The organism is Candidatus Pedobacter colombiensis (assembly GCA_029202485.1).
GTDB lineage: Bacteria > Bacteroidota > Bacteroidia > Sphingobacteriales > Sphingobacteriaceae > Pedobacter > Pedobacter colombiensis.
The window spans coordinates 4,163,493-4,184,182 of record CP119313.1 but is presented as its reverse complement, the minus strand read 5'-3'; the positions used below and the strand labels follow the sequence as shown (position 1 = coordinate 4,184,182).

The following is a 20,690-nucleotide window of genomic DNA, read 5'->3' as shown; positions in this document are numbered from 1 at the left end:
CAATCATTAATTCTGGCATGATTATCTTTGCAAGACAAATGATTATTCATTTCAGCCATGTCCAACAGTCCCAGTGATTACTATTTAACAGAAGTCGATAAACATCCGGAAACGATTTATTGTATGCACGATTTGATGGGTGAAGGAATTTCAATCCATCAGCACAATAAAGGACAGTTCTTGTATACGGAGGGGGGAGTGGTGCATGTTATTACAAAGGTAAAAACGTTTTTCCTCCCGGCCCGACATTACATGTGGATTGCACCTGGAGTTGCGCATAGCATACACCCCGGCTCAAAAGATGTGATTATGCGGAATCTATATTTTCCGGTTGAGGAGGACGAAGATCCATTTTATGCACAGACTGCTATTTATCCGGTAAATGATCTTCTTTTACAAATGATTATTTATAGTAATCGATGGAGCGGAGACATCGACAGCACGCAGCTGAGTTCTTACCGTTTTGCTCAGGCTTTAAAAGCTGTTTTACCAGATGTAAGCAAGTATGATCTTCCATTGGCTTTACCTTATCCGCAAGATAAACGGCTTGTAGAGGTAATCAGGTTTATGGAATTAAATCTGCATGATGTGATTGTATTCCCTGAACTCGCTTCGCGTTTTTGTTTAAGCGAAAGAAGCCTCTCGCGACTTTTTCAAAGTGATGTAGGGATGTCTTTTATCCGGTATTATACCGTTCAGCGTATGATGCGGGCATTAAAACTGTTACTTGTGGATAAACTATCAGTAAAGGAAGTTGCCGCGCAAGTAGGATATAATAGCATACCCACCTTTAGCACCACGTTTTATAAGATATTAGGTATAAGGCCGTCGGAATATGTAAAAATGAAAAATGTGCTGGATAAAAGGTGAGCTTATGCGTAGAGCGTCTCCTTGTTAAGTAATTCTTCATGTTGAACCATATAGCTTAATGAGGCTTTTACAAGTTCATTAAGGTTAACACCTTTCTTTTTAGCTAAAAGGGCAGAATCTTGATGAAGTTTTTCAGAAACTCTTACGTTAAAAGAACCCTTATATGTTTTGTCTGGTTTTTTCCCTAATTCTTCACAAGTTCTTAAGTAGTCGGTTATAGCCTCTTTAAAAGCTGCTTCTAACTCGTTTACAGAGGCGCCCTCAAAAGTTACTAAATCATTTATTCCATGTATTTTACCAAAAAAAACACGATCTTCTGCACTAAACTCTACAGAACCGATATAACCTTCATATTCAAAATAGTTTTTCATAATGTTGATTAAGTTGTTGTTGAATTAAATCAATTTGGTAGCTCTTTAAAATATTGCCGGGATGTGGCTCATGTATACTTATAACATCCTTATATTTATTTGCAAATTTTCTTCTGGAACCACCAGTTTTACCTCTTTTTATTTCTTCAAATCCATAATGGTTTAATATTCTAATGGCCTCCTGCCAGGTAAAGTCTTTTGGTTTTGAATATAATCTTGCTAATAGCTTCTCTATTTTGCTCATACAAATATACAGTTAATTTTGTAACTAAAAAATAGTTACACATAATTGTGCTCATCTTTTTAATAAGACTAATCTATACCCAAAGCCTAATACGTTGGTACGGCGTTGTTAATTAATTTATGCTGGCGGCAGGAGATATTCTCTAATTCTGGTAGAAGAGTCTTTTAGATTGGATGAAGAAGTAATCGATCTGAGTAAGTAAGGGTTGATTTTTCTGCTAGCTCTTGCATCAATAGTAAAAGAGTTAGCCATTTGATTATTATTGATATTCAAAATCTTTTGAACCGGGAAAACACAGTAGGTATGTTCTACAATTCGAGTAAGCAGATTGTAGAATCTCAAAATGGAGTGGGATTATTCCGGCAATCAATTATAGGATAGAGTTTTAGCGGGTTTTCAAATATACTTTGACGATAGATGGTATTTTTCCGCTAGAATGTGTACATTTGCATAGTTTGGTTAAGCAGACGTTTAAGCTTCAAATCATTGGACGCTTGCTGATTAATTTCGATACATTACATATTGAACCCATACTACACCCAGGAGTGCATTAGCGCTTCTGGGTGTTCTTTTTTAAGGGGATATCTTCGGGAGCGATTATATAATAAGATTGTAAAGAGGAGTGTGGACAGTTAAGGGGCGGTAAAAACGAAGGTTGGTATTTATATGAGGTCGTATTAAAGGAAATATTTTATAATTTTTTTTAGATCTTTTTTAAAGCTTTATTAGGTCATTTTGACCTAGCAAGGACCTAGTAACGTCCTAGAAAGGTCCTAAAAAAGATTAAATAATTACGGCTGCTTATAGATGTCTTATCCTTTGGCTATACTTTGCCACCCGGATCAGACGTATCTTACAGTAGCTCAGCCCTAACTTGTAGTGCTTACACCTTCATGTATCTAGAAGGTACTTGTTTGTCGCGTCCGGAATTGTTTCTCTAAATTTGCTGGTATTATGGTTTTGGATAAAGAGCAGGTAATGTCATTTAACAGGTTTGCGGCCGGTTTTGTTACGGCCAATAAATATATGCAGAAAGCGATTCGCTGCGATAACAGGTTGATTGTATTAACGAAAAGCAATCAACTCATCTTTGATTTCAATGATTTTACAGATGAATACCAGCAAAAATTTATGCTTAACAATTTTGAACTGTACTGCACATCGTTATTTATTGCGTTTAAACGGATCAATGCCAAATGCTGTGGAGAGAATATGTTTTTTTGATTTTAAATATACCGTTTCCTGTGGTTGCGCCTATATTTATCATTCAAAAAGGAAAAGCAATACTCAAACGAACACCATTAAACGGGAGTGTCAAGTGAACTGTATTGGTGTATAATATATACTGGTCTCCTACTGGTCTTGTACTGCTATTATACTGGTATGCTACTGCTTTACTAGTATAATAGCAGTATAATAGCAGTTTAAATATAAATAGAGGATAATATATGTATTAATTCAATGCAATCACCCAATATTGTTTGTTACTAAATACATGCCATATCTTCTTACTGAGGGTGAGCAGATTGCTGAAATAGAATGTGAAAAGATAAAGTGGTAATCAAAATTAAAAGAAAGCAGTGTTTGGAAGCCTATGCTTCGTTTACTTTAAGAATTTATGGCATTGATCCGATTTAATGCATATTTTGGGGTTCGGGCTAAAAACAGAAAAGCTACGCAATCATTTGATTTGCATGGTTTTATGTGGTTTTGTTACTATTCTCTGTGATCCCACTGGCATCTGAACTTATTCCTAAAATCAGCGTTTAAATAGTATTTTATACGGTTTTCGATTTTCACTCACCTAATCGCTCACCATTTTTTTACGTTTTTAACTGCAAATGATATGCTTAAGTATAAAGAGTTTTTATCGTTGGTCCAAAAAAATCTGTGACTACGATTCATTAAGTGTATAGTGTTATTCTAATTAAAACAAAATGCCTGCTCGAACCGCAAAACCATAGTATCTATTTTTAGTAACGCTAGGTTCTCCTTTTATGGTTTGGTCATTATATCCTATACTCCCAATCATCCCTGTCCTTGGAGCAACTTTAAACTTATAACCAACTCCTAGGTTGAACATTGTTCCCTTACTAAAGTTGTCCGCAATTTTCGCCGCTCCACCTGCGTCACCATAAACAAAAAATGTATTGTTTTCATTTTTAAAGTAATATCTAACATCTACAAAAAGAAGTAGTAAATTGTTGTAATCGTGACTACTTTCGGTGAGAGTATAGTTTTCAAGCCCAAGCCCTGCACCAATAGAAATTTGATTACTAAGAAATATACCATTGATATTTCTTAAACTAAGTGAATAAGTACCATCCGTGGTAGAATTGAAAATATTTTTTGCAGCTTGATACTCAAAAGTTTTGTTTCCAAACGAATACCCTATTTCTGTTAAATTAAAATATCCTTGTTCTTGTTTGGTTACCTCTTGAGCTATCGTCTGGATTGAAAACAGCATTGCTACAGAGAAAAGAGTGATTTTGTTTTTCATATTAAAATTAGATTTAGTCTTTCATTTTTACATTCAGGCGAATGCCTTTCCACTGATTATTCCACCGCACCGCTCCAAATACAGATGCAGCTTTCACTTTGTAGCTATCTATTAATTGAGGCGTTAAAAGTGACTTGGCTATTTGAGTCAAGCTAACTGAGAACTTACTCGGATCAGTAGAAAAACTGAATTTTACAGTAGAGAGATCTAGTGGAATATCTATCATATCAGTATTATATGCTTTAATTTCATAAGGTGAAATAAAGGTGGTAGTTTTATTGCCATCCAGTTGATCCGTCATTAATTGATAGGTACTTCACTTCATTGTTGCTTAACGAGTAAGCTGGGAATATTTACGAGGGATGGACCAACCGGTGGTGCAGGTTAAAATTGAAACAGTAAATGTAGTTGTATAAGGTGATGCATTGAAAGGTTTTAGAAGTGGGGGGAGAAGGATTCGAACCTTCGAAGTCTTGCGACAACAGAGTTACAGTCTGTCCCATTTGGCCACTCTGGTATCCCCCCCTTTTTTGATGTTCTAAATAAGAAAGCCTCAGATTGCTCTGAAGCTTTTTTGGTGGAGAATATCGGATTCGAACCGATCACCTCTTCACTGCCAGCGAAGCGCTCTAGCCAAATGAGCTAATCCCCCATAAAACTGCCGATAATCAATTACCGGCATGGGGCAAAAGTAATTAAATTTAGAAACCTTGCAAATTAAATGTTGAAATAAGTGCTTTGGGAATTCTTAATATAATTTTATGCTCAGATTGTCAGTTGATTGTCGCAGTGATTTATTCTTTGCGTGATTTTAATTCTGAAAGAAGCTCTTTTAGAATTTGTTTTTTTCTTTGCCACATTATGGAAGCTGCTTAAAATTAAGGAAAATAATTCTAAACTAGTATTTTTGGAGTCTTATACTCATTAGGTAGATTAGTGAGGAAGTTTAACTATTTTCAATACGATTCAAATTGTACTCAAAAGATCAAGTATCACAATTAAAACAGGAATTCTGGACCGCATTTGGGCAGTATATTGCACCGCAGCTATCTGCCGATGGGTTAAAAATCAACTGGATCAATTATAAAACAGGGATAAAACATCTGTTCTTTAAAATGCAGGCAGATAAACGTCAGGCTTCAATAGCGATAGAGATTACGCATCCGGATCTGGGAATGCAGGAATTGGTGTTCGAACAATTTAAAGAATTCAAAAAGTTATTTGAAGCTCAGTTGCAGGAAGAGTGGGATTGGGAACTTGGCGCAATTGACGAGTATGGCAAAAAGATTACCCGTATTTATAAAGTCTTGCCGGAGGTTAGTATATTTAAAAAGGAAGACTGGCCTACATTGATCTCATTTTTTAAGCCAAGAATGATTGCATTGGATGAGTTTTGGAGTGATGCACAAACTAGTTTCGAAGTGTTTAAATAAAAGCACAAATGCCAATGGACAAAGAATATCTGAATACGGTACGTAAATTTTATCCAACAGCAAAAGCAACTGAAGATGCAATTGATACCCTATTGGATGTGGTTGAAAAGAAGCTTGGTTTGAAAGCCGGGCAACTGATGTATGCCGACAGCATATGTTGTGATGATGTAAATATTATTCAGTATCCGGCCAGGGCATACGAAATGCTTGGTCCCTTTAAAATGGGTGGTTTAAGTGGGTTCCCTTTCGCTGGGATTACAGGAATGAATGCTTTTGCAAACCATGTGCCTGAATCAGGAGCTGTTGTTATTTTCTATGCTCCACATATTGGTATCACCGAAGATGGTGTATTAGGAGAAATACATCGCATAGGGCAACAAACTAATTCTGCCTGCTGTGGAGCGGCTAGTGCTGCGCTGAGTAAATTGATGAAAAATGAGATCCTGCAAGATGACATTACTGCATTAGATTACCAGATGAATGCTATTGAACAGATTTTTTTGCGAAATGCAGCGCGTATTAAAGCAGAGGAAAACCCGCTTTTTGAGGCCACAGAGGTGATGTATGAAGCCATAGAACAGCGGATAAATATTTTGATTTCGAGAACAAACTACCCTTGTAAGCACATTATTATTGCCGGTGGAATTTTTATCAATGCGGATCAGGAAATGGGTTCTTATTGCGCATACAAGCGCTTTGAACACCTAAATCTGGAAACCAATCAAAGCGAAGACTGGATGAAGGATTTTTAAAAAAATCGGGTATATTGTGCCGTTATAATTTTAGTACACATGAAACCATATACCATAATTTTTTCATTCCTTTTGCTGTTTGGCATTTCTTTCTCCGCTCAATCTCAAACACAAAATGTTTTTACCGGGGCAAAAGCTACGCTGAAACACTATAAGGCATTATATGTGCTAAATAATAGCGATGAAAAAAAAATCAACGGCACCCTTCGCAATATTAAAAATGCATTGGAAGATCCGCGGCTTAAAGGGAAACTGGAAGTAGAACTTGTTGTTTTTGGAGACGGAGTAGCCGCTTTTGATAAAAATAGTCCGTATCAAGAGAAGCTTAAAGATTTAAAAGCAAGAGGTGTGCTACTCGCAGAATGCGAAAATACCCTTAAGGAACGAAATATTGATAAAAGCACCTTGTATGATTTTGTAAACTTTGTGCCTAGTGGCAACGGAGAGATCATCATCAGGCAACAACAAGGCTGGGCGGTCGTTCATCCTTAAAAAATTATACCTAAAAACCTTTAAACCATTTATATGAAGAAAGTAATTCTGTTATTTTTTGCCCTTTTAATTTCAAGCGCATCATTTTCGCAAGGTATTTTAAGTCTTATAGGCAAATCTCAAAATTTGTTTAATCTGTTTTCCGAGGCTAAATATACCGAGGCTTATGCTTGTTTTGATTCCTCCTTTCAAGCTAAGGTGACACAAGATGATTTAAAATCACTATGGGAAAAAATAGGTGAAAGATTTGGGAAACTTGATGCTGTTGCGATATTAAACAGCAAAAATGAAGGTGAGTTTTATACGGTTGTTGTAGAAGGACGGTTTGACAACGATACGCAGAATTTTATGCTTGCGTATAATAAAAATGAGAAGATAGTTGGCTTTTTCCTTCAGCCAAAGTCTGCAGCTGCAGCTTATGTGCCGCCAGCGTATGCTGATACAACTTTATATAAGGAAACGGAAATCAATGTGAAAACACCAGGTCATAATCTGGTAGGACTATTGACTGTTCCAAAAAATGTAACTAACTATCCAATAGTTGTTTTTGTACATGGCTCTGGCCCAGGTGATATGGATGAAACTGTTGGTCCAAATAAGCCATTCAAAGATCTTGCAGCTGGTTTGGCCGCTAAAGGTATCGCTAGCATCCGTTATGTGAAGAGAACAATGGTTTATCCGAATGACTTTAATGGTGCTTTTACAGTTAAAGAAGAAGTTTTAGATGATGCGGTAGCTGCGGTTGCTTTGGCAAGAACAATTCCCGAGGCGGATAAAAAGCAAATTTATTTATTAGGGCATAGCCTGGGCGGAATGCTTGCTCCAAGACTGGCAATGTTGGCGCCTGATTTGAATGGGATTTTGTTGCTTGCTGCCCCGGCAAGATCATTGACCGATATGATGGTTGAACAGAATAAGTACGGATTTACACTTTCTAAGGATACTACTCGGGCAGGTAAATTACAACTCGATAGTGTGATTAAGCTACTGGATAAAACCAGGATTACTCAATTGGGAGCAATGAAGCCAGATTCTAATGTTTTAGTACTGCCAGCAGCTTATTGGGTTGATATTAATAATTACAACCAGGTTGAAGTTGCAAAAAAATTGAAGCAGCGCATGTTTATAGCTCAGGGAGCTTATGATTTTCAGGTATCGACAACCGATTATGATTTATGGAATGCAGCGCTTGATAAAAAGAAAAATGTGGAGCTGAAACTGTATCCTAATCTTAATCATCTAATGAGTTGGCAAACAGAGAAGGGTTCACTAGAACAATACAGTACTCCATCGAGTGTGTCGGAAGAGCTGATTACCGATATTGTCAACTGGATCAAGTCCAGATAGTCGTAAAAATAGCCAATATTCAACCATGGGATCATGTAAAATAATTGTTTTTCTTTTTTGTGTATTTATTCATGGGGCTTTTAGTCAAAAACGAAATCAACATAAAAGAGAGCTTTGGACTGTAGAGCAAGCTAATGACTGGTATAAAAAAATGCCTTGGTTGTTGGGGTCAAACTTTTTACCGAGCACGGCCATTAACCAACTGGAAATGTGGCAGGCAGATACTTTTGACCCGGTAACCATTAAGCGTGAGTTGGGCTGGGCAAAGTCATTAGGGATGAATACCATGAGGGTATATCTTCATGATCTTCCATTTCAGGCAGACTCGGCAGGATTTATGAAACGTATAAATGTGTTTTTGAATATTGCCGCCAGAAATGGAATTAAGCCTGTATTTGTGATTTTCGACTCCTGTTGGGATCCTTTTCCAAAATCTGGAAAGCAACCAAAACCTGTCCCTTATGTACATAATTCTGGTTGGGTTCAAAGTCCAGGTTTAACCGCGTTAAAAGATCCCGCTCAATATCCACGATTAGAGCGTTATGTAAAGGGCGTTATTTCCAGATTTGCAAAGGATAAAAGAATTCTTGCCTGGGACTTATGGAATGAACCTGATAATATCAATGGGAATTCCTACGGGAAGGTAGATCTGGCAGATAAAGCAACCTATGTACTCCCATTAATTAAAAAAACTTTTGAATGGGCGAGGTCGGTAAATCCTACCCAACCTTTAACTTCAGGTGTCTGGACAGGTAACTGGACTTCTGACGCTTCATTGCGGGCTGTTGAGAAGGTTCAGATTGGAGAATCTGACATCATTACTTTTCACAATTATGGTAAACCGGAAGAGTTTGCTAATAAAATGAAACAATTGGAGCGTTACCACAGGCCTTTAATCTGTACGGAGTATATGGCGCGTCCAACTGGAAGTACATTTGAGGGTTTTTTGCCTACGGCGAAGAAACATAAGGTCGGAATGATTAACTGGGGATTTGTGGATGGAAAATCACAAACGATTTATCCCTGGGATAGCTGGACAAAGAAGTATAATGATGAGCCCGCTTTGTGGTTTCACGATATATTTAGAAAAGACGGAACCCCATATAAGCAGGAAGAAATCGATTTGATTAGAAGTATAGTTGCAATAAAATGAGCTTTGGTTTCCGGAAAGGTGTCGTCGTATTTTACAGGAAAGCCCTTTATCACTTTGTTTAGTCTGGATGAAAATAATACCTTATAAAGCACTAAGAGCCTTACGAGTGTAAGTTATATAACTTCTGTGTGAATGCCGATTATTTAAAAACAATGCTTAATATTGGGTTTAAATAATCGGTATCTATTTCTAAGGGGGTAAAATTATATGGTTTCTTATGGTTCGTATGCTGACACACAGCTCATCAATCTGGTTAAGGCCGGTGATGAGACGGCCTTTGATGAAGCTTATAAACGATATTGGAAAAAACTTTACAGTGAAGCATATAAGCGTTTAAGAAGTGCGGAGCTTTGCGAAGAAGTGATACAAGATGTGTTTGCTGATTTTTGGGTAAAGCGTGAAGAGAAACAAATAATTGAATTGTTCCCTTATCTGCTTACTGCGGTTCGATATCAGGTTTACATGCTTTATAAAAAGGGTAGATCCATGCCTGTTTTTGAGGAGCCATTAGAATACATGGCACAGGAATCTTTACAAGCAGATTCGTTATTCTGTGAAAAAGAGTTAAAAGCCTCTATCGAAGCTTGGTTGACCTTACAACCGGAAAAGCGTAGGGAGATTTTTAAAATGCGGTTTATGCAGGACTTAACTACACGGGAGATTAGTGAGATACTTGGGGTTTCTCAAAAAACTGTACAAAATCAATTACTTACTGCCACAGCAAGTTTACGGGCCTCATTGGGTAAAATTGTTACCATCTCTGCGATTATGATGGCTTTTAAGGTGAATTAAAAAAATATTTTCATTAGCCATAGGAGATTAGGCTTTTAAGGTATACTGTATATAAAAGAGTTTTGTTTTATGGCCAATTCTACGAAAAAGGAGTTTCTTGAACTGACAAATAAATACCTGGACAATACCGCGTCAAAAGAAGAGATTGAGGTGGTGGAGGCCTATTATGATTTGTTTTCAGTTGAACCCGCAGTTCTGGAAAGGATAGCAGAGCTAGGTCTTGATCCTCTTGAGAAAAGATTAAAGGATAGGATTAACATTAAGATAAAAGAGCTGGAAGAACGAAAAGAATTGCCTAAACCAGTGATACATAGCTTATGGTATTATATTGCAAGAGTTGCAGTCATCCTGGTTTTCTCGAGTGTAGGTCTCTATTTTTATAGCAATAGAACACCTCAGCCCAGTGCAATGCACATTACAGCTGAGAATGACATTGCTCCTGGTAAAGATAAAGCTATCCTGACTCTTGCCAATGGGCAAAAAATAGCGCTTGTTGACACAATAGATGGTCAGGTCGCTAACGAACAGGGAGTAGTCATCACAAGGAAGGAATCAGGGCAGTTGATTTACAAGGCATCAACTTCGCAAAAAACAAATTCTAAACTGAGTTTTAATACATTGAGTACACCTAGAGGAGGTCAATTCCAGATACAACTTCCCGATGGAACGAAAGTGTGGCTTAATGCAGCATCTGTTATTAAATTTCCTACCTCATTTTCGGGATTAGCAGAACGAAGAGTTGAGCTTAATGGTGAAGCGTATTTTGAAGTAGCTAAAGTTAATGTAAAAGGACAGGGTGACAAAGCGGAACATAGATTGCCCTTTATCGTGAATACTGAACGACAGCTTGTGGAAGTATTGGGTACTCATTTTAATGTGAATGCCTACAGTGATGGTAAAAGTGTAAAGACTACTTTATTGGAGGGGGCAGTTCGTATCATCATCCCTGACTTGACTCACAACTCTACTGTGGCTGTCGTCGCAAAATCCGGACAATTTATTTTAAAGCCTAACGAACAATTCGTTTTAACTGATAAAGGTATTCATATAGATAGGGTGGATGCTGAACAGGCCATTGCCTGGAAGGACGGACTTTTTACGTTTGAAGCGGAAAATCTGGAGAGCATTATGCAAAAGATTGCAAAATGGTATGATGTAGATATACATTTTGAAAATGAAGAATTAAAACAAAAGATATTTAGCGGCAGTTTTTCACGTTTTACCAATGTGTCGAAAGTATTGCAAAAGATTGAATTGACCCATTGTGCACGATTTACTATTGAGGGAAGAAAAATAACAGTATATAAATATTAAATAATTAACTAAACGAACCAATATGAGAAAAAGCTACAAAAAAGATCCCTAACTATATATAGCCGTAATTCCATAAAAAAACCAGCATCAGACGGCCATCCGATGCTGGGAATAGTTTGGAATATGATCAATAAAATTTTCAGGATTATCAACTTAACCAAACCAATCAAATGTATAAAAATTATATCAGAACCTTAAATGGTATGCCATGTTGTGTGCCTAAAATTCTGCTTGTTATGCGATTAACTACTATCTTACTTATCCTTGGTGTAATGCAGGTTAGTGCATCAGGATTTGCGCAAAAAGTCACTTTAAGTGAAAAAAGTACAACTCTTAATCTATTGTTTAAAGAGATACGTAAACAAACAGGTTATAATGTTTTCTGGGAGCGTGATCTTTTAAAAAAAACAGCACCAATTCGTGTAAATTTTAAAGATACACCATTACAAAAAGTAATGGAAAAGTGTCTGGAAGGAACTAACTTGACTTATGTTATTCAGGATAATACAATAGTAATTCAGCAAAAGGAACAGTCTGTTTTTGACAAAGTTATTGATTATCTGAAGATGAGTGATGTTAAGGGTCGGGTTATCGATGAAAATGATAAACCACTTCCTGGTGCAACAGTTAGGGTAAAGGGAACCACCAAAATGGTGTTAACCAACACTAATGGGGAGTTTTTATTAAAAGATGTTCAGGATAATGCTGCCCTCACCATTTCTTATCTCGGGTATGAAGAAAAAGAGATAGGTACAAATGGAACTGCTTTTTTAGCAATAAGGTTAGTACCCTCATCTCAGAGCCTGGACCAGGTTTCTATTATTTCAACCGGATATCAGACACTAAAAAAGTCACAGCTAACAGGTGCTTATGCTACAATTAACAGAAGTACTTATCAGCAAACTGTTCCTGCAGATGGAAATATCATCGGCAATTTGGAAGGCCGCCTTGCAGGTTTGATGCTCAATGTAAATCAGTCCAGAGATTCCTGGAGCGATCCAGGTAATACCAGCCCTTTTGTCATCAGGGGTGTATCTACATTTCAAGCCATTAAAAAGCCACTTATCGTATTAAACGGATACCCAACGGAGGTTGATATTGAGTCTATTAATCCTTATGATATCGAATCGGTTACCATACTAAAAGATGCAGCCTCTGCAGCTATCTATGGTGTTCGCGCTTCTAATGGTGTAGTGGTAATTAATACCAGAAAAGGCGTGTTGGGCAGACCGAAAGTAAACTTTACAACGGCCTTAACGTATAAACCAAAGCCTAACTATAACAAACTTAATTTGTTAAAAGGGCGCGGCTTTATCGATTTCGAAAGTTCATCAGCTCTAAATGATATTGAAAACAACTTTAATTCTAAGGATTATATAGATATGGTAAATGGTACATATACGCCTGTTTTTAGCATTACCGATGATCTTTATAATGGGAAAATTACTAAAGAAGAAGCAGATAAATTGTATGGTGAACTGGCTGCTTACGATAATACAGAGGATTATAAAAAAATATTTCTTCAGAATCAGGTTTTTCAGAGCTATGATATGAATGTGAGTGGAGGAGGAGCAAATTCTACTTATTTCTTTGGCGTAAATCATCAAAATAATAAAGGTTCGGAGAGATTTTCAGGCTTTAACAAAACCAATATCAATTACCGCGGTACTTTTGAATTATCTAAAAGAATAAATTTAGATGTACAGGCCATTTATTCAACCAGTAATTCTAAACGGGTTAATGTTCCTGGATATACTGAGTTTAAACCTTATCAACGTTTTTTAGCAGCAGATGGTAGCCCTATAGCTTCTTATTTTGCGCCATTTAACGAAAATTACTACGGATTTGGGACTAAATATGGTACAATAAGTGCGGCTCGTAATCAGGAAAATATTGCTTTGGGACTGTATGATGAAATGTATTACCCTTATCAGGAAATGTTTGAAAGTAGCACAAATTTTAAAAGTGACGTATATCGTGCACAAGGTAATTTAAAATATAATCTTTTAAGTGGCCTGAACCTGGAAGTGGGTGGGGTTTATGAAAGAGAGCTCGATAAGATGATCAGGTCAGCATCAGAAAATGCCTATGAAACACGGATCATGCTTAATTATTTCGCAAAAGAAGATCCTATAACCGGGAGGCCAATATTCAACATTCCTCAAGGTGGTACAAATAAAACAGAAAATTCAGATATTACTTCTTATACATTAAGAGCCCAGTTAGCCTACAATAAGCTTATTGGACAGAAACATGACCTGTCTTTTTTAGCCGGTATAGAACAACGTAAAAATACCAGCTCTTCACATTTGAATACCTTGTTTGGCTACAATGCTAACTCCTTAACAATTAAGCCTGCCGATTTAAGTTTATTGGGCAATAGCAATTACATTCCTGATTATACCGACATAATGGTTTCTGGTCTGGAGGGATTTGCATTTGATCAGACTATGTTTGAGCAATTTTTCAAGGAGAGCTATAGTGATGACCGTTTTGTATCCTACTATGCAAATGGCGCTTATACTTATAATGATAAGTATACAGTTACCGGTAGTTTAAGAATTGATCAGTCGAACCTGTTTGGTGAGGATCCAAAATTCCGTTATACACCGCTATGGTCTTCCGGATTGTCATGGAATATCCGTAATGAGAATTTTATGAAGGATGTGAAATGGATGGATGAACTGAAATTGCGTGTGGCTGCCGGCTATAACGGTAATATCAAGAAGGGAAGTGGCCCATTCAATCTATTGACAAGTTATGTAAATAATTATGTGCCAAACCCGTTGGTAGGTTATGCAATTTCTGCCCCAAGGAACAATGAATTAAGATGGGAAAAAACTTTTAATTTTAATACGGGCTTAGATTTTGGCTTATTCAATAATCGTCTGGCAGGTAGTGTAGATTATTACATCAAACGTGGAAAAGATATTTTCTCACAGATTGAATCAGATCCTACCAAGGGTTTTACCAATCTACTGACAAATAATGCAAGCATCGAAAACAAAGGTGTTGATCTTAATATCTCTTCATTGAATGTTAAGGGAGGAAATTTCTCCTGGAGAACACAAGTCACTGCATCTTTTAATAAAAGCAAAGTACTTAAAGTAAAAAATACCTATTGGGGCTTCTATAATTTCACAAGAGCAGGGGGAGCTGAGAATATAGAGGGACATCCAATGAACTCAGTGTTAACCCTGGATTATATCGGATTAAATGAATTTGGACAGCCAATGGTTAGAGATGAACATGGCAACCCGGTGGTACTCAGTTTCAGTCAACAAGTGGATGTACCATTAAGCGCATTGAAATTTGCCGGAGTTAATGATCCTAAGTATGCTATTGGATTTAATAATCAGTTTGGGCTTGGGGATTTTAGTCTTTCTGCGCTATTGATGTATTATGGTGGACATGTAGGTTTAATTAAACCTCCTTCTGTTTTTGATGAGCGACCTCAGAATGGTGCGCAAAATTTCTGGAAAAAACCAGGTGATGAAGCTTTTACCAATATCCCAGGATATAGTGGGGCTTTTGGAACGCCACAATATATCGGTACCAGACAAGGTTACGACAATGGTCAGCAGTTTGTTCGTAAGCTCGATTTTGTAGCTTTAAGAAACATCACATTAACGTATAACCTGAAAGATAAAGCGGTTCAAAAATTAGGGTTAAGCAATACTAAGTTTATCCTGCAGGTACAGAATCCCGGTAAGTACGTTTTTAGTGGGAATGATATAGATCCGGAAACGTTGAATTTTGTATCTGGTAGTAGAGGTCTTCCATTGGTCCCATCCTTCACGTTTTCATTATCAACCAATTTTTAAAAGAAAAACTGATCAATATGAAACTTAATAAACTAATATATATACTCACGATTCCGGTACTGATGGCTGTGTCGTGTAAAAAATTTCTTGACATAAAACCTAAGGGGGTGATCATTGCAGAAAGCCTGGGTGATTTTGAAGGCGTCTTAAATAGTGAACTTATTGTTAATCCATTTGGTCAAAACAATCTAATCATCTATTCCACAGATGATCTCAATGATGCCAGCCTTAATCTCCAGGGGCAGACTTCACCTAAAGGGAATACTTATTTTTGGGTAGAGTACATAAATAATAGCAGTGTGCGCCCCGATTATTGGGCTGATTTGTATAACACTATTGCTAATCTTAATGTTGTAACCGAAGGTGTTCTGTCAGCTACAGACGGCACAGACCAACAAAAAAAGCAACTGTATGCGGAGGCCATGGTGGCAAAGACTTTTAATTATTTTCATCTGCTTTCCTTCTTCGCTCCGGCTTACAATAAAGCTACTGCAAATATAGATTATGGCCTGCCTTACGTAAATACTACTGATGTAAGTAAGGATACACCGGCGAGACTTACGTTACAGGCTATGTATGATCAGCTGATCAATGATATCGTCGCTGCTATTCCAGATCTGCCGGAGACCAACATCAACAATACAAGGGTAACTAAGGGAGCGGCATATGGGATGCTAGCCCGTATTTACATGAGTATGGGAGACTATGTAAATGCAGAAAAATACGCTGATCTGATATTGGGATCAGGAAAAGCGAAGATTGTTAATTATGGTGCTTATACTACGGGACAGTTACCTGCTACCAATAGCAGCCCTGAAGAGTTATGGGTAAGATACTCCTATAATATGACTTTCAGTTATTCTAATGAGTTGTTGTCGAAATATGACCTGAACAATGATTTGAGAATTCGTTTGCTGGCAACAAAGAAAAATGATGGAACTTATAGCTATAGTAACTTTCAGGCTTATAATCCGAATCGTGGAATTACTTATGCAGAGATTTTTCTGGATAAAGCAGAATGTCTTGCCCGTTCAGGAGACATCAATGGTGCACTGAATATTGTTAACAATACCATCAGAAAGAATAGGTTTTTAGCTGCGCAATACACCGCTTTGACAGCTTCTACTCCTGAAGCAGCATTAACTGCAGTTTTGGAGGAGCGAAGGAGAGAACTAGCTTTTAAAGGACTACGCTGGATAGATATGAAACGTTTGGATAGGGAAGGTAGAATGCCTGCTGTGAAACGAATGTCAAAAGACGGTACAGCTGTGTTGACTACACTTGCGCCAGGAAGTTCTGCATATACTTTTCAAATTCCGTTAATGGTGCAGAGTTTTAATGTAAACATGCCTTTAAATAAGAGATAAACAATTAACCATAAAATAGTTATGAAACCAATGAAAATAATGTGGACAGGAATTGCTATGTCCTGTTTTTTACCCCTGTTGAGTATAGGTCAAGGGTTTAGCCTTTCTGGAAAGATCGGGAATCTAAATGCTCCCGCTAAAATTTATCTTTCCTATTATTCCTACGAAACTCGTAAGCAGGTAAAAGAAACCTTACCCTTAAAAAATGGTGAGTTTTCATATAAGGGCATCAATCTTAAGGAGCCTCTGGCTTTGGAATTAGTTTTAAGTCATGATGGTAGTACATTGAGTAGTCTGATGAACAAGTCTTATGAAATGGATGAGACCCTTGATCATATGGATAAGTTTACCCTCTTTGTGGAAAATGGAAAAAATGTAATCAGTGCAAAGGATTCCATAAGTAAAGCAGTAATCGCTCCTTCTAAAATTGAATTGGAGAGAAAACAGTTTGAGGCTTTTGTTAAGACTGCAAAGGATAAAATGAAACACCTAAACTTAGACTGGACAGATCTTTTTAAAGCAAAAAGGTCAGGAAATCAAATTGAGGAATCAAAATATCTAAGCACATTGAGTGATCTGTTTTTAGCTGAAAGGGAATATGCTAAACAATGCGTGCTTTTCGCAAAGAAATATCCGACTAAATTTTATGCGGGAGTTGCATTGAATAACGCGCTTTCAGGAGCAGACAGGTTTGGCAGGATACATGATCAGAATCTTCAGAATGATGCCCTTATGATAAAAGAGGCTTACAATCTTTTGAGCCCTACAATAAAGAAAACGATCTACGCTCAATCGGTAATTTATAGCCTAGAGGATTTAGATAAAAGAAAGGTGAATGTTAAGGCAATAAATTTTGTGCAAAATACAGTTGATGACAAACCAATTGGAATATCTGATTTTAAAGGGAAATACGTGTTTGTCGATTTCTGGGCATCCTGGTGTGGCCCTTGTAGGGGAGAAAATCCCAATGTATTGAAGGCTTATAACATGTATAAGGATGCAGGTTTAGAGATATTAGGTGTCTCGTTTGATGATAAGAAAGAGGCCTGGATTAAAGCAATTAAAGAAGATGGAATGCCCTGGACACAGATCAGTGCTTTAAAGGGATTTGAAAATGAAGCCGCTAAGATTTATAACATACAAGGAATACCTTCCAGTTTATTAATCAATCCCGAAGGTGAGATCATTGCTTATGATTTGAGGGGACAGAATCTGGAAAAGAAATTAGCTGATATTTTTAAAAGATAACCCTAGTTTAATGTAAAGATGAAGTCTGCTTCATCTGAATTACCGACATAAAATTTAAGGGTCGTTTTAGGCGATTTGATTAAAGGTGCAATTGGAGAGATAAGATCTGAAAATTGCACCTTTAACATATCCATGTCAGTCTCTTCCGGTACACGGATCAAAAGATCACCACCGCTGCTTTTTATTTTCCATGCTCCAAATTCTTCTTCTTTTTGCAGCATTTGCTTCCATTCCTGTTGATACTTTCCCATGATTTCTTTGTTTTGATAAAGTTAAAAACATTCTCTTAAAATTTTGTTCCTTATGGAAACGGAACAATTGTTGCATCCTGTTGTTATAACACAAATAAAAATGAAGAGAGACATGATTAAAAGTATCGCCGCAAAATTAGTTTTAACACTTACTTTAATATTAGGAATCAATATGGTCAGCAAGGCTGATTTGATTAGGTTAGTAGTTAAAGAAGATCTGGCTAGTTGTACAGGTGTTGCACCTATGACCTGTATGCAGGTGAAGTACAAAAACAGTAAAAATTGGGAGTTATTTTATAGCCAGATTTCTGGGTTCAAATATCAGCCAGGTTATCGTTATGTACTTCTGGTGAATCGCACCAAAAGAAAAAATGTTCCTGCAGATGCCTCGGCGTACGAATACAAACTAAAAAAGGTGGTGAAGAAAGTGAAAATGAAGCAAAATACAACCACAGCATGGGATTTTGTACTGAAGCACAAATGGAAATTGATCCAAATGAATGGCGTAACGCAAACAGCCTCTCCGGTATATATGACGTTTGATGGGACTGAGAAACGTGTTAGTGGTAAATCGGGCTGTAACACTTTCTTTGGAGGCTATGAGAAAAGTGATGATCAGTTAACCTTTAATAAGATTGCCGGTACAAGGATGGCTTGTAGCCCGGAATTGAATAAATTGGAACATGAGTTTTTAACCTTGATAGGTGATAAAACCTTTAGATATGATGTTGCTGAGCAAACGCTTAATCTGTATAAGGGTAATAAACTGATGCTGATGTTTGGAATGGCACCTCTGAAATAATCTTGTTCACATTCGTTTATTCATCCAATAAAGAAACACAATCTTTAGCAAGCTCCTTTAATCGACTATCGAGAGTTGTTAGGGATTGTGTAGCTTTAATACTTTTGTATAAACCGGTAAGGATGTTTAAAGTGTTATCATCTGCATCGCAAGCCTGAGATTTTTCAAAATAAGGAATGGTCAGCAATACTTGTTTTTTGTAAGCTTTAAAACTTTCATTATAGAGAGATTCATTTTTTGCCTGGGCGGCAGCAGTTACTTTATGACCTAATGCTTCACATTTTTTAAGGTTAATAAAACCCAAAGCACGTTGTGCTACATAATAGCCAGGAACAATTTTAATTACCTTTTCATAATATGGAATAGCCAACTCAGGTTCTTTTTCTTCTTCATGCAATCTGGCAAGGTGATAGTTTACATTGGTAACCTGCTTTTCATTTAGTTCTGTGGCGCGTTCTAATAAGGCTAAAGACTTTTCTTTAGTAGCTTTCCTGTTAGGCGTGTTTCTAACCAGCGTGTACTCATTGTAAAGATCTTCGATTTTTTTTGTTTGAGAAAAGGCAGACTGCAGTGTTAGCAGCATTAAAAAAGCGATAATAAATAGTTTTTTCATAAAAGCAATTAATTTTAAATTATCTATAAAAGTAATTATTTTTTCGACTTTTAAAAGCGGTGTACTTTTCTATTTTGTAAAGTCGACTGATGTAATTAACTTCAAAGCCTACTATTAATAGAAAGAAAGATTTGGAAGATGAAATAAAAGGCCTTGTGCCTCATGTGTTAAGTTTCATTGTCAGTGAATTTTGCAAATATGGCTTTCTAATTGCCTATGAGAAGGATTTGTCGGATTTGAAAGGTTTGATTGAACCGGATTCAATTGCGGCGGAAGATTTCGAATTGTTAGAGGCTGTAGATAATGAAGTGGTGCAATTGCTGCTTAGGTCGATTGAAAAGGTAGTTCATTGCTCTAAAACCTTTCTGCTGATCAATAATCTTGATGAGTTTGAGGTTATGGAAAATGATGAGTATAATCAGCTGGCCTCTGATAATTATTACATTTATATCATTGATTGGGAAAATAAAAACTATAAGGATTTATTGATTAATCTGAATGCCGTTTATTTTACCATTGCCAGGTTGTTGTATCATACTGCCACTCAGCTAAGACTTAAAGAAATAGAATTGCCTGATGAATTTTATGATGATGAGTTTCTTGATCAATATTCAGATCTATTGGATCAGAAGCTGCATGAGGAAGATAAGAATGTAGTGTTATTGTACGACCTTATTACTGATTTAAACGTCGATCTGCTCGATATAGACCGATTGTCTTTATAAGTCCTTCAATTAAATTGATATTATTATCTTTGTTAATTCTAAATAAGAAGATAAATGTCAGATCAGAAAAAAGAAATATTCAACAGTGTAGCACAACGTTTAAAAATCGAAGGTTTTAATGTTGTTAGTCGTGATGAAACCCGTCCTTGGGGTGGTTTTTTTGTAATCGATGAAGAACAAGCACAGCAGTTTGCTAATGTGTATTTTGATAAACTAAATGTTGACGAATTAAAAATATCAGGGAAACTGAGTCCAAAAATATTAATAGTTGCCCCAGGATTGAGACTTTCATGGCAATATCACCACCGCCGTGCAGAAATCTGGAGAGTGGTAAACGGAACTGTTGGGGTAATTACCAGTGATACAGACGTAGAAGGTGATGTAAAGAAGTTGGCACCAGGGCAAATTATTAAATTAAAGCAGGGCGAACGTCACCGCTTAATTGGTTTAGATGATTGGGGAATTGTTGCAGAAATATGGCAGCATACAGATCCTGCTAATCCTTCAGATGAGAGTGATATTGTTAGGGTTCAGGACGATTTTGGACGTTAAGGCATTTTAGCGTCATTTCTATCGATACTTACATCTAAAT

21 protein-coding genes and 2 tRNA genes are annotated in these 20,690 nt (G+C 36.9%); 15 read left to right on the top strand and 8 right to left on the bottom strand.

Translation table 11 applies throughout. The features are described 5' to 3' along the window. Window positions 1–57: 57 nt before the first annotated feature. Window positions 58–870: an AraC family transcriptional regulator gene (locus P0Y49_17550; protein ID WEK18596.1), complete on the top strand. Its 813-nt coding sequence runs from the start codon at window positions 58–60 to the stop codon at window positions 868–870. Between the two features lie 2 nt (window positions 871–872). Here P0Y49_17550 and P0Y49_17545 read toward each other — a convergent pair whose 3' ends face one another. Next, window positions 873–1,241, bottom strand: a complete 369-nt coding sequence (locus P0Y49_17545; GenBank protein WEK18595.1) for a type II toxin-antitoxin system HicB family antitoxin — start codon at window positions 1,239–1,241, stop codon at window positions 873–875. Beyond that, window positions 1,225–1,485: a type II toxin-antitoxin system HicA family toxin gene (locus P0Y49_17540; protein ID WEK18594.1), complete on the bottom strand. Its 261-nt coding sequence runs from the start codon at window positions 1,483–1,485 to the stop codon at window positions 1,225–1,227. Before P0Y49_17540 ends, P0Y49_17545 begins: the two co-directional genes overlap by 17 nt. A 954-nt stretch (window positions 1,486–2,439) precedes the next feature. Between P0Y49_17540 and P0Y49_17535 the strand changes: the two genes are divergently transcribed. Next, entirely contained in the window at window positions 2,440–2,709 is a 270-nt protein-coding gene (locus P0Y49_17535) for a hypothetical protein (protein ID WEK18593.1), read from the top strand. Between the two features lie 703 nt (window positions 2,710–3,412). On the opposite strand, the gene P0Y49_17530 is transcribed toward P0Y49_17535, so the two are convergent. The 4 genes from P0Y49_17530 to P0Y49_17515 form a co-directional block, all read right to left on the bottom strand. Beyond that, complete coding sequence (locus P0Y49_17530; GenBank protein WEK18592.1) at window positions 3,413–3,985, bottom strand: hypothetical protein; 573 nt, start codon at window positions 3,983–3,985, stop codon at window positions 3,413–3,415. Between the two features lie 13 nt (window positions 3,986–3,998). Next, on the bottom strand, window positions 3,999–4,286 hold the full coding sequence (locus tag P0Y49_17525) for a hypothetical protein (protein WEK18591.1): 288 nt from the start codon (window positions 4,284–4,286) through the stop codon (window positions 3,999–4,001). 141 nt (window positions 4,287–4,427) lie between these two features. Continuing rightward, a tRNA-Tyr gene (locus P0Y49_17520) sits at window positions 4,428–4,510 on the bottom strand. A 50-nt stretch (window positions 4,511–4,560) separates the two neighbouring features. Further along, window positions 4,561–4,637: transfer RNA gene (locus P0Y49_17515), tRNA-Ala, on the bottom strand. 319 nt (window positions 4,638–4,956) lie between these two features. On the opposite strand from P0Y49_17515, the gene P0Y49_17510 reads away from it, so the two are divergent. From P0Y49_17510 to P0Y49_17465, 10 genes are all read left to right on the top strand, one after another. Then, window positions 4,957–5,418, top strand: a complete 462-nt coding sequence (locus P0Y49_17510) for a DUF4268 domain-containing protein (protein ID WEK18590.1) — start codon at window positions 4,957–4,959, stop codon at window positions 5,416–5,418. A gap of 14 nt (window positions 5,419–5,432) precedes the next feature. After that, a complete protein-coding gene (locus P0Y49_17505; protein WEK18589.1) occupies window positions 5,433–6,170 on the top strand; it encodes a hypothetical protein in 738 nt (245 codons plus the stop codon). Window positions 6,171–6,209: 39 nt separating this feature from the next. Beyond that, window positions 6,210–6,662: a DsrE family protein gene (locus tag P0Y49_17500; GenBank protein WEK18588.1), complete on the top strand. Its 453-nt coding sequence runs from the start codon at window positions 6,210–6,212 to the stop codon at window positions 6,660–6,662. A 33-nt stretch (window positions 6,663–6,695) separates the two neighbouring features. Continuing rightward, window positions 6,696–8,009 carry an alpha/beta fold hydrolase gene (locus tag P0Y49_17495; GenBank protein ID WEK18587.1) on the top strand — a complete coding sequence of 438 codons (1,314 nt, stop codon included), beginning with the start codon at window positions 6,696–6,698 and terminating at the stop codon, window positions 8,007–8,009. Between the two features lie 25 nt (window positions 8,010–8,034). Then, the gene (locus tag P0Y49_17490) at window positions 8,035–9,162 is read left to right on the top strand and encodes a cellulase family glycosylhydrolase (protein ID WEK18586.1); all 1,128 of its coding nucleotides are present in this window, start codon (window positions 8,035–8,037) and stop codon (window positions 9,160–9,162) included. 207 nt (window positions 9,163–9,369) lie between these two features. Then, complete coding sequence (locus P0Y49_17485) at window positions 9,370–9,954, top strand: sigma-70 family RNA polymerase sigma factor (protein ID WEK18585.1); 585 nt, start codon at window positions 9,370–9,372, stop codon at window positions 9,952–9,954. 69 nt (window positions 9,955–10,023) lie between these two features. Beyond that, window positions 10,024–11,268, top strand: coding sequence for a FecR family protein (locus P0Y49_17480; protein WEK18584.1), 1,245 nt, complete (start codon window positions 10,024–10,026; stop codon window positions 11,266–11,268). Window positions 11,269–11,438: 170 nt separating this feature from the next. After that, window positions 11,439–15,092: a SusC/RagA family TonB-linked outer membrane protein gene (locus P0Y49_17475; GenBank protein WEK18583.1), complete on the top strand. Its 3,654-nt coding sequence runs from the start codon at window positions 11,439–11,441 to the stop codon at window positions 15,090–15,092. Window positions 15,093–15,109: 17 nt separating this feature from the next. After that, window positions 15,110–16,459, top strand: coding sequence for a RagB/SusD family nutrient uptake outer membrane protein (locus P0Y49_17470; GenBank protein ID WEK18582.1), 1,350 nt, complete (start codon window positions 15,110–15,112; stop codon window positions 16,457–16,459). A gap of 21 nt (window positions 16,460–16,480) precedes the next feature. Next, the gene (locus P0Y49_17465) at window positions 16,481–17,707 is read left to right on the top strand and encodes a TlpA disulfide reductase family protein (GenBank protein WEK18581.1); all 1,227 of its coding nucleotides are present in this window, start codon (window positions 16,481–16,483) and stop codon (window positions 17,705–17,707) included. Window positions 17,708–17,709: 2 nt separating this feature from the next. On the opposite strand, the gene P0Y49_17460 is transcribed toward P0Y49_17465, so the two are convergent. Then, a complete protein-coding gene (locus P0Y49_17460; protein WEK18580.1) occupies window positions 17,710–17,958 on the bottom strand; it encodes a hypothetical protein in 249 nt (82 codons plus the stop codon). A 52-nt stretch (window positions 17,959–18,010) separates the two neighbouring features. On the opposite strand from P0Y49_17460, the gene P0Y49_17455 reads away from it, so the two are divergent. Then, a complete protein-coding gene (locus P0Y49_17455) occupies window positions 18,011–18,760 on the top strand; it encodes a DUF4377 domain-containing protein (GenBank protein WEK18579.1) in 750 nt (249 codons plus the stop codon). Window positions 18,761–18,776: 16 nt separating this feature from the next. Here P0Y49_17455 and P0Y49_17450 read toward each other — a convergent pair whose 3' ends face one another. Then, on the bottom strand, window positions 18,777–19,373 hold the full coding sequence (locus tag P0Y49_17450) for a hypothetical protein (GenBank protein ID WEK18578.1): 597 nt from the start codon (window positions 19,371–19,373) through the stop codon (window positions 18,777–18,779). 131 nt (window positions 19,374–19,504) lie between these two features. On the opposite strand from P0Y49_17450, the gene P0Y49_17445 reads away from it, so the two are divergent. Then, the gene (locus tag P0Y49_17445; GenBank protein WEK18577.1) at window positions 19,505–20,098 is read left to right on the top strand and encodes a hypothetical protein; all 594 of its coding nucleotides are present in this window, start codon (window positions 19,505–19,507) and stop codon (window positions 20,096–20,098) included. Between the two features lie 54 nt (window positions 20,099–20,152). After that, complete coding sequence (locus P0Y49_17440) at window positions 20,153–20,650, top strand: phosphoheptose isomerase (GenBank protein ID WEK18576.1); 498 nt, start codon at window positions 20,153–20,155, stop codon at window positions 20,648–20,650. Window positions 20,651–20,690: the final 40 nt, after the last annotated feature.

Coding starts and splice junctions, on each gene's coding strand:
- P0Y49_17455 (WEK18579.1), top strand. CDS start 18,011: ATGGAAACGGAACAATTGTTGCATCCTGTTGTTATAACACAAATAAAA.
- P0Y49_17460 (WEK18580.1), bottom strand. CDS start 17,958: ATGGGAAAGTATCAACAGGAATGGAAGCAAATGCTGCAAAAAGAAGAA.
- P0Y49_17485 (WEK18585.1), top strand. CDS start 9,370: ATGGTTTCTTATGGTTCGTATGCTGACACACAGCTCATCAATCTGGTT.
- P0Y49_17500 (WEK18588.1), top strand. CDS start 6,210: ATGAAACCATATACCATAATTTTTTCATTCCTTTTGCTGTTTGGCATT.
- P0Y49_17540 (WEK18594.1), bottom strand. CDS start 1,485: ATGAGCAAAATAGAGAAGCTATTAGCAAGATTATATTCAAAACCAAAA.
- P0Y49_17535 (WEK18593.1), top strand. CDS start 2,440: ATGGTTTTGGATAAAGAGCAGGTAATGTCATTTAACAGGTTTGCGGCC.
- P0Y49_17530 (WEK18592.1), bottom strand. CDS start 3,985: ATGAAAAACAAAATCACTCTTTTCTCTGTAGCAATGCTGTTTTCAATC.
- P0Y49_17550 (WEK18596.1), top strand. CDS start 58: ATGTCCAACAGTCCCAGTGATTACTATTTAACAGAAGTCGATAAACAT.
- P0Y49_17490 (WEK18586.1), top strand. CDS start 8,035: ATGGGATCATGTAAAATAATTGTTTTTCTTTTTTGTGTATTTATTCAT.
- P0Y49_17470 (WEK18582.1), top strand. CDS start 15,110: ATGAAACTTAATAAACTAATATATATACTCACGATTCCGGTACTGATG.
- P0Y49_17545 (WEK18595.1), bottom strand. CDS start 1,241: ATGAAAAACTATTTTGAATATGAAGGTTATATCGGTTCTGTAGAGTTT.
- P0Y49_17525 (WEK18591.1), bottom strand. CDS start 4,286: ATGACGGATCAACTGGATGGCAATAAAACTACCACCTTTATTTCACCT.
- P0Y49_17495 (WEK18587.1), top strand. CDS start 6,696: ATGAAGAAAGTAATTCTGTTATTTTTTGCCCTTTTAATTTCAAGCGCA.
- P0Y49_17450 (WEK18578.1), bottom strand. CDS start 19,373: ATGAAAAAACTATTTATTATCGCTTTTTTAATGCTGCTAACACTGCAG.
- P0Y49_17465 (WEK18581.1), top strand. CDS start 16,481: ATGAAACCAATGAAAATAATGTGGACAGGAATTGCTATGTCCTGTTTT.
- P0Y49_17505 (WEK18589.1), top strand. CDS start 5,433: ATGGACAAAGAATATCTGAATACGGTACGTAAATTTTATCCAACAGCA.
- P0Y49_17480 (WEK18584.1), top strand. CDS start 10,024: ATGGCCAATTCTACGAAAAAGGAGTTTCTTGAACTGACAAATAAATAC.
- P0Y49_17475 (WEK18583.1), top strand. CDS start 11,439: ATGTATAAAAATTATATCAGAACCTTAAATGGTATGCCATGTTGTGTG.
- P0Y49_17440 (WEK18576.1), top strand. CDS start 20,153: ATGTCAGATCAGAAAAAAGAAATATTCAACAGTGTAGCACAACGTTTA.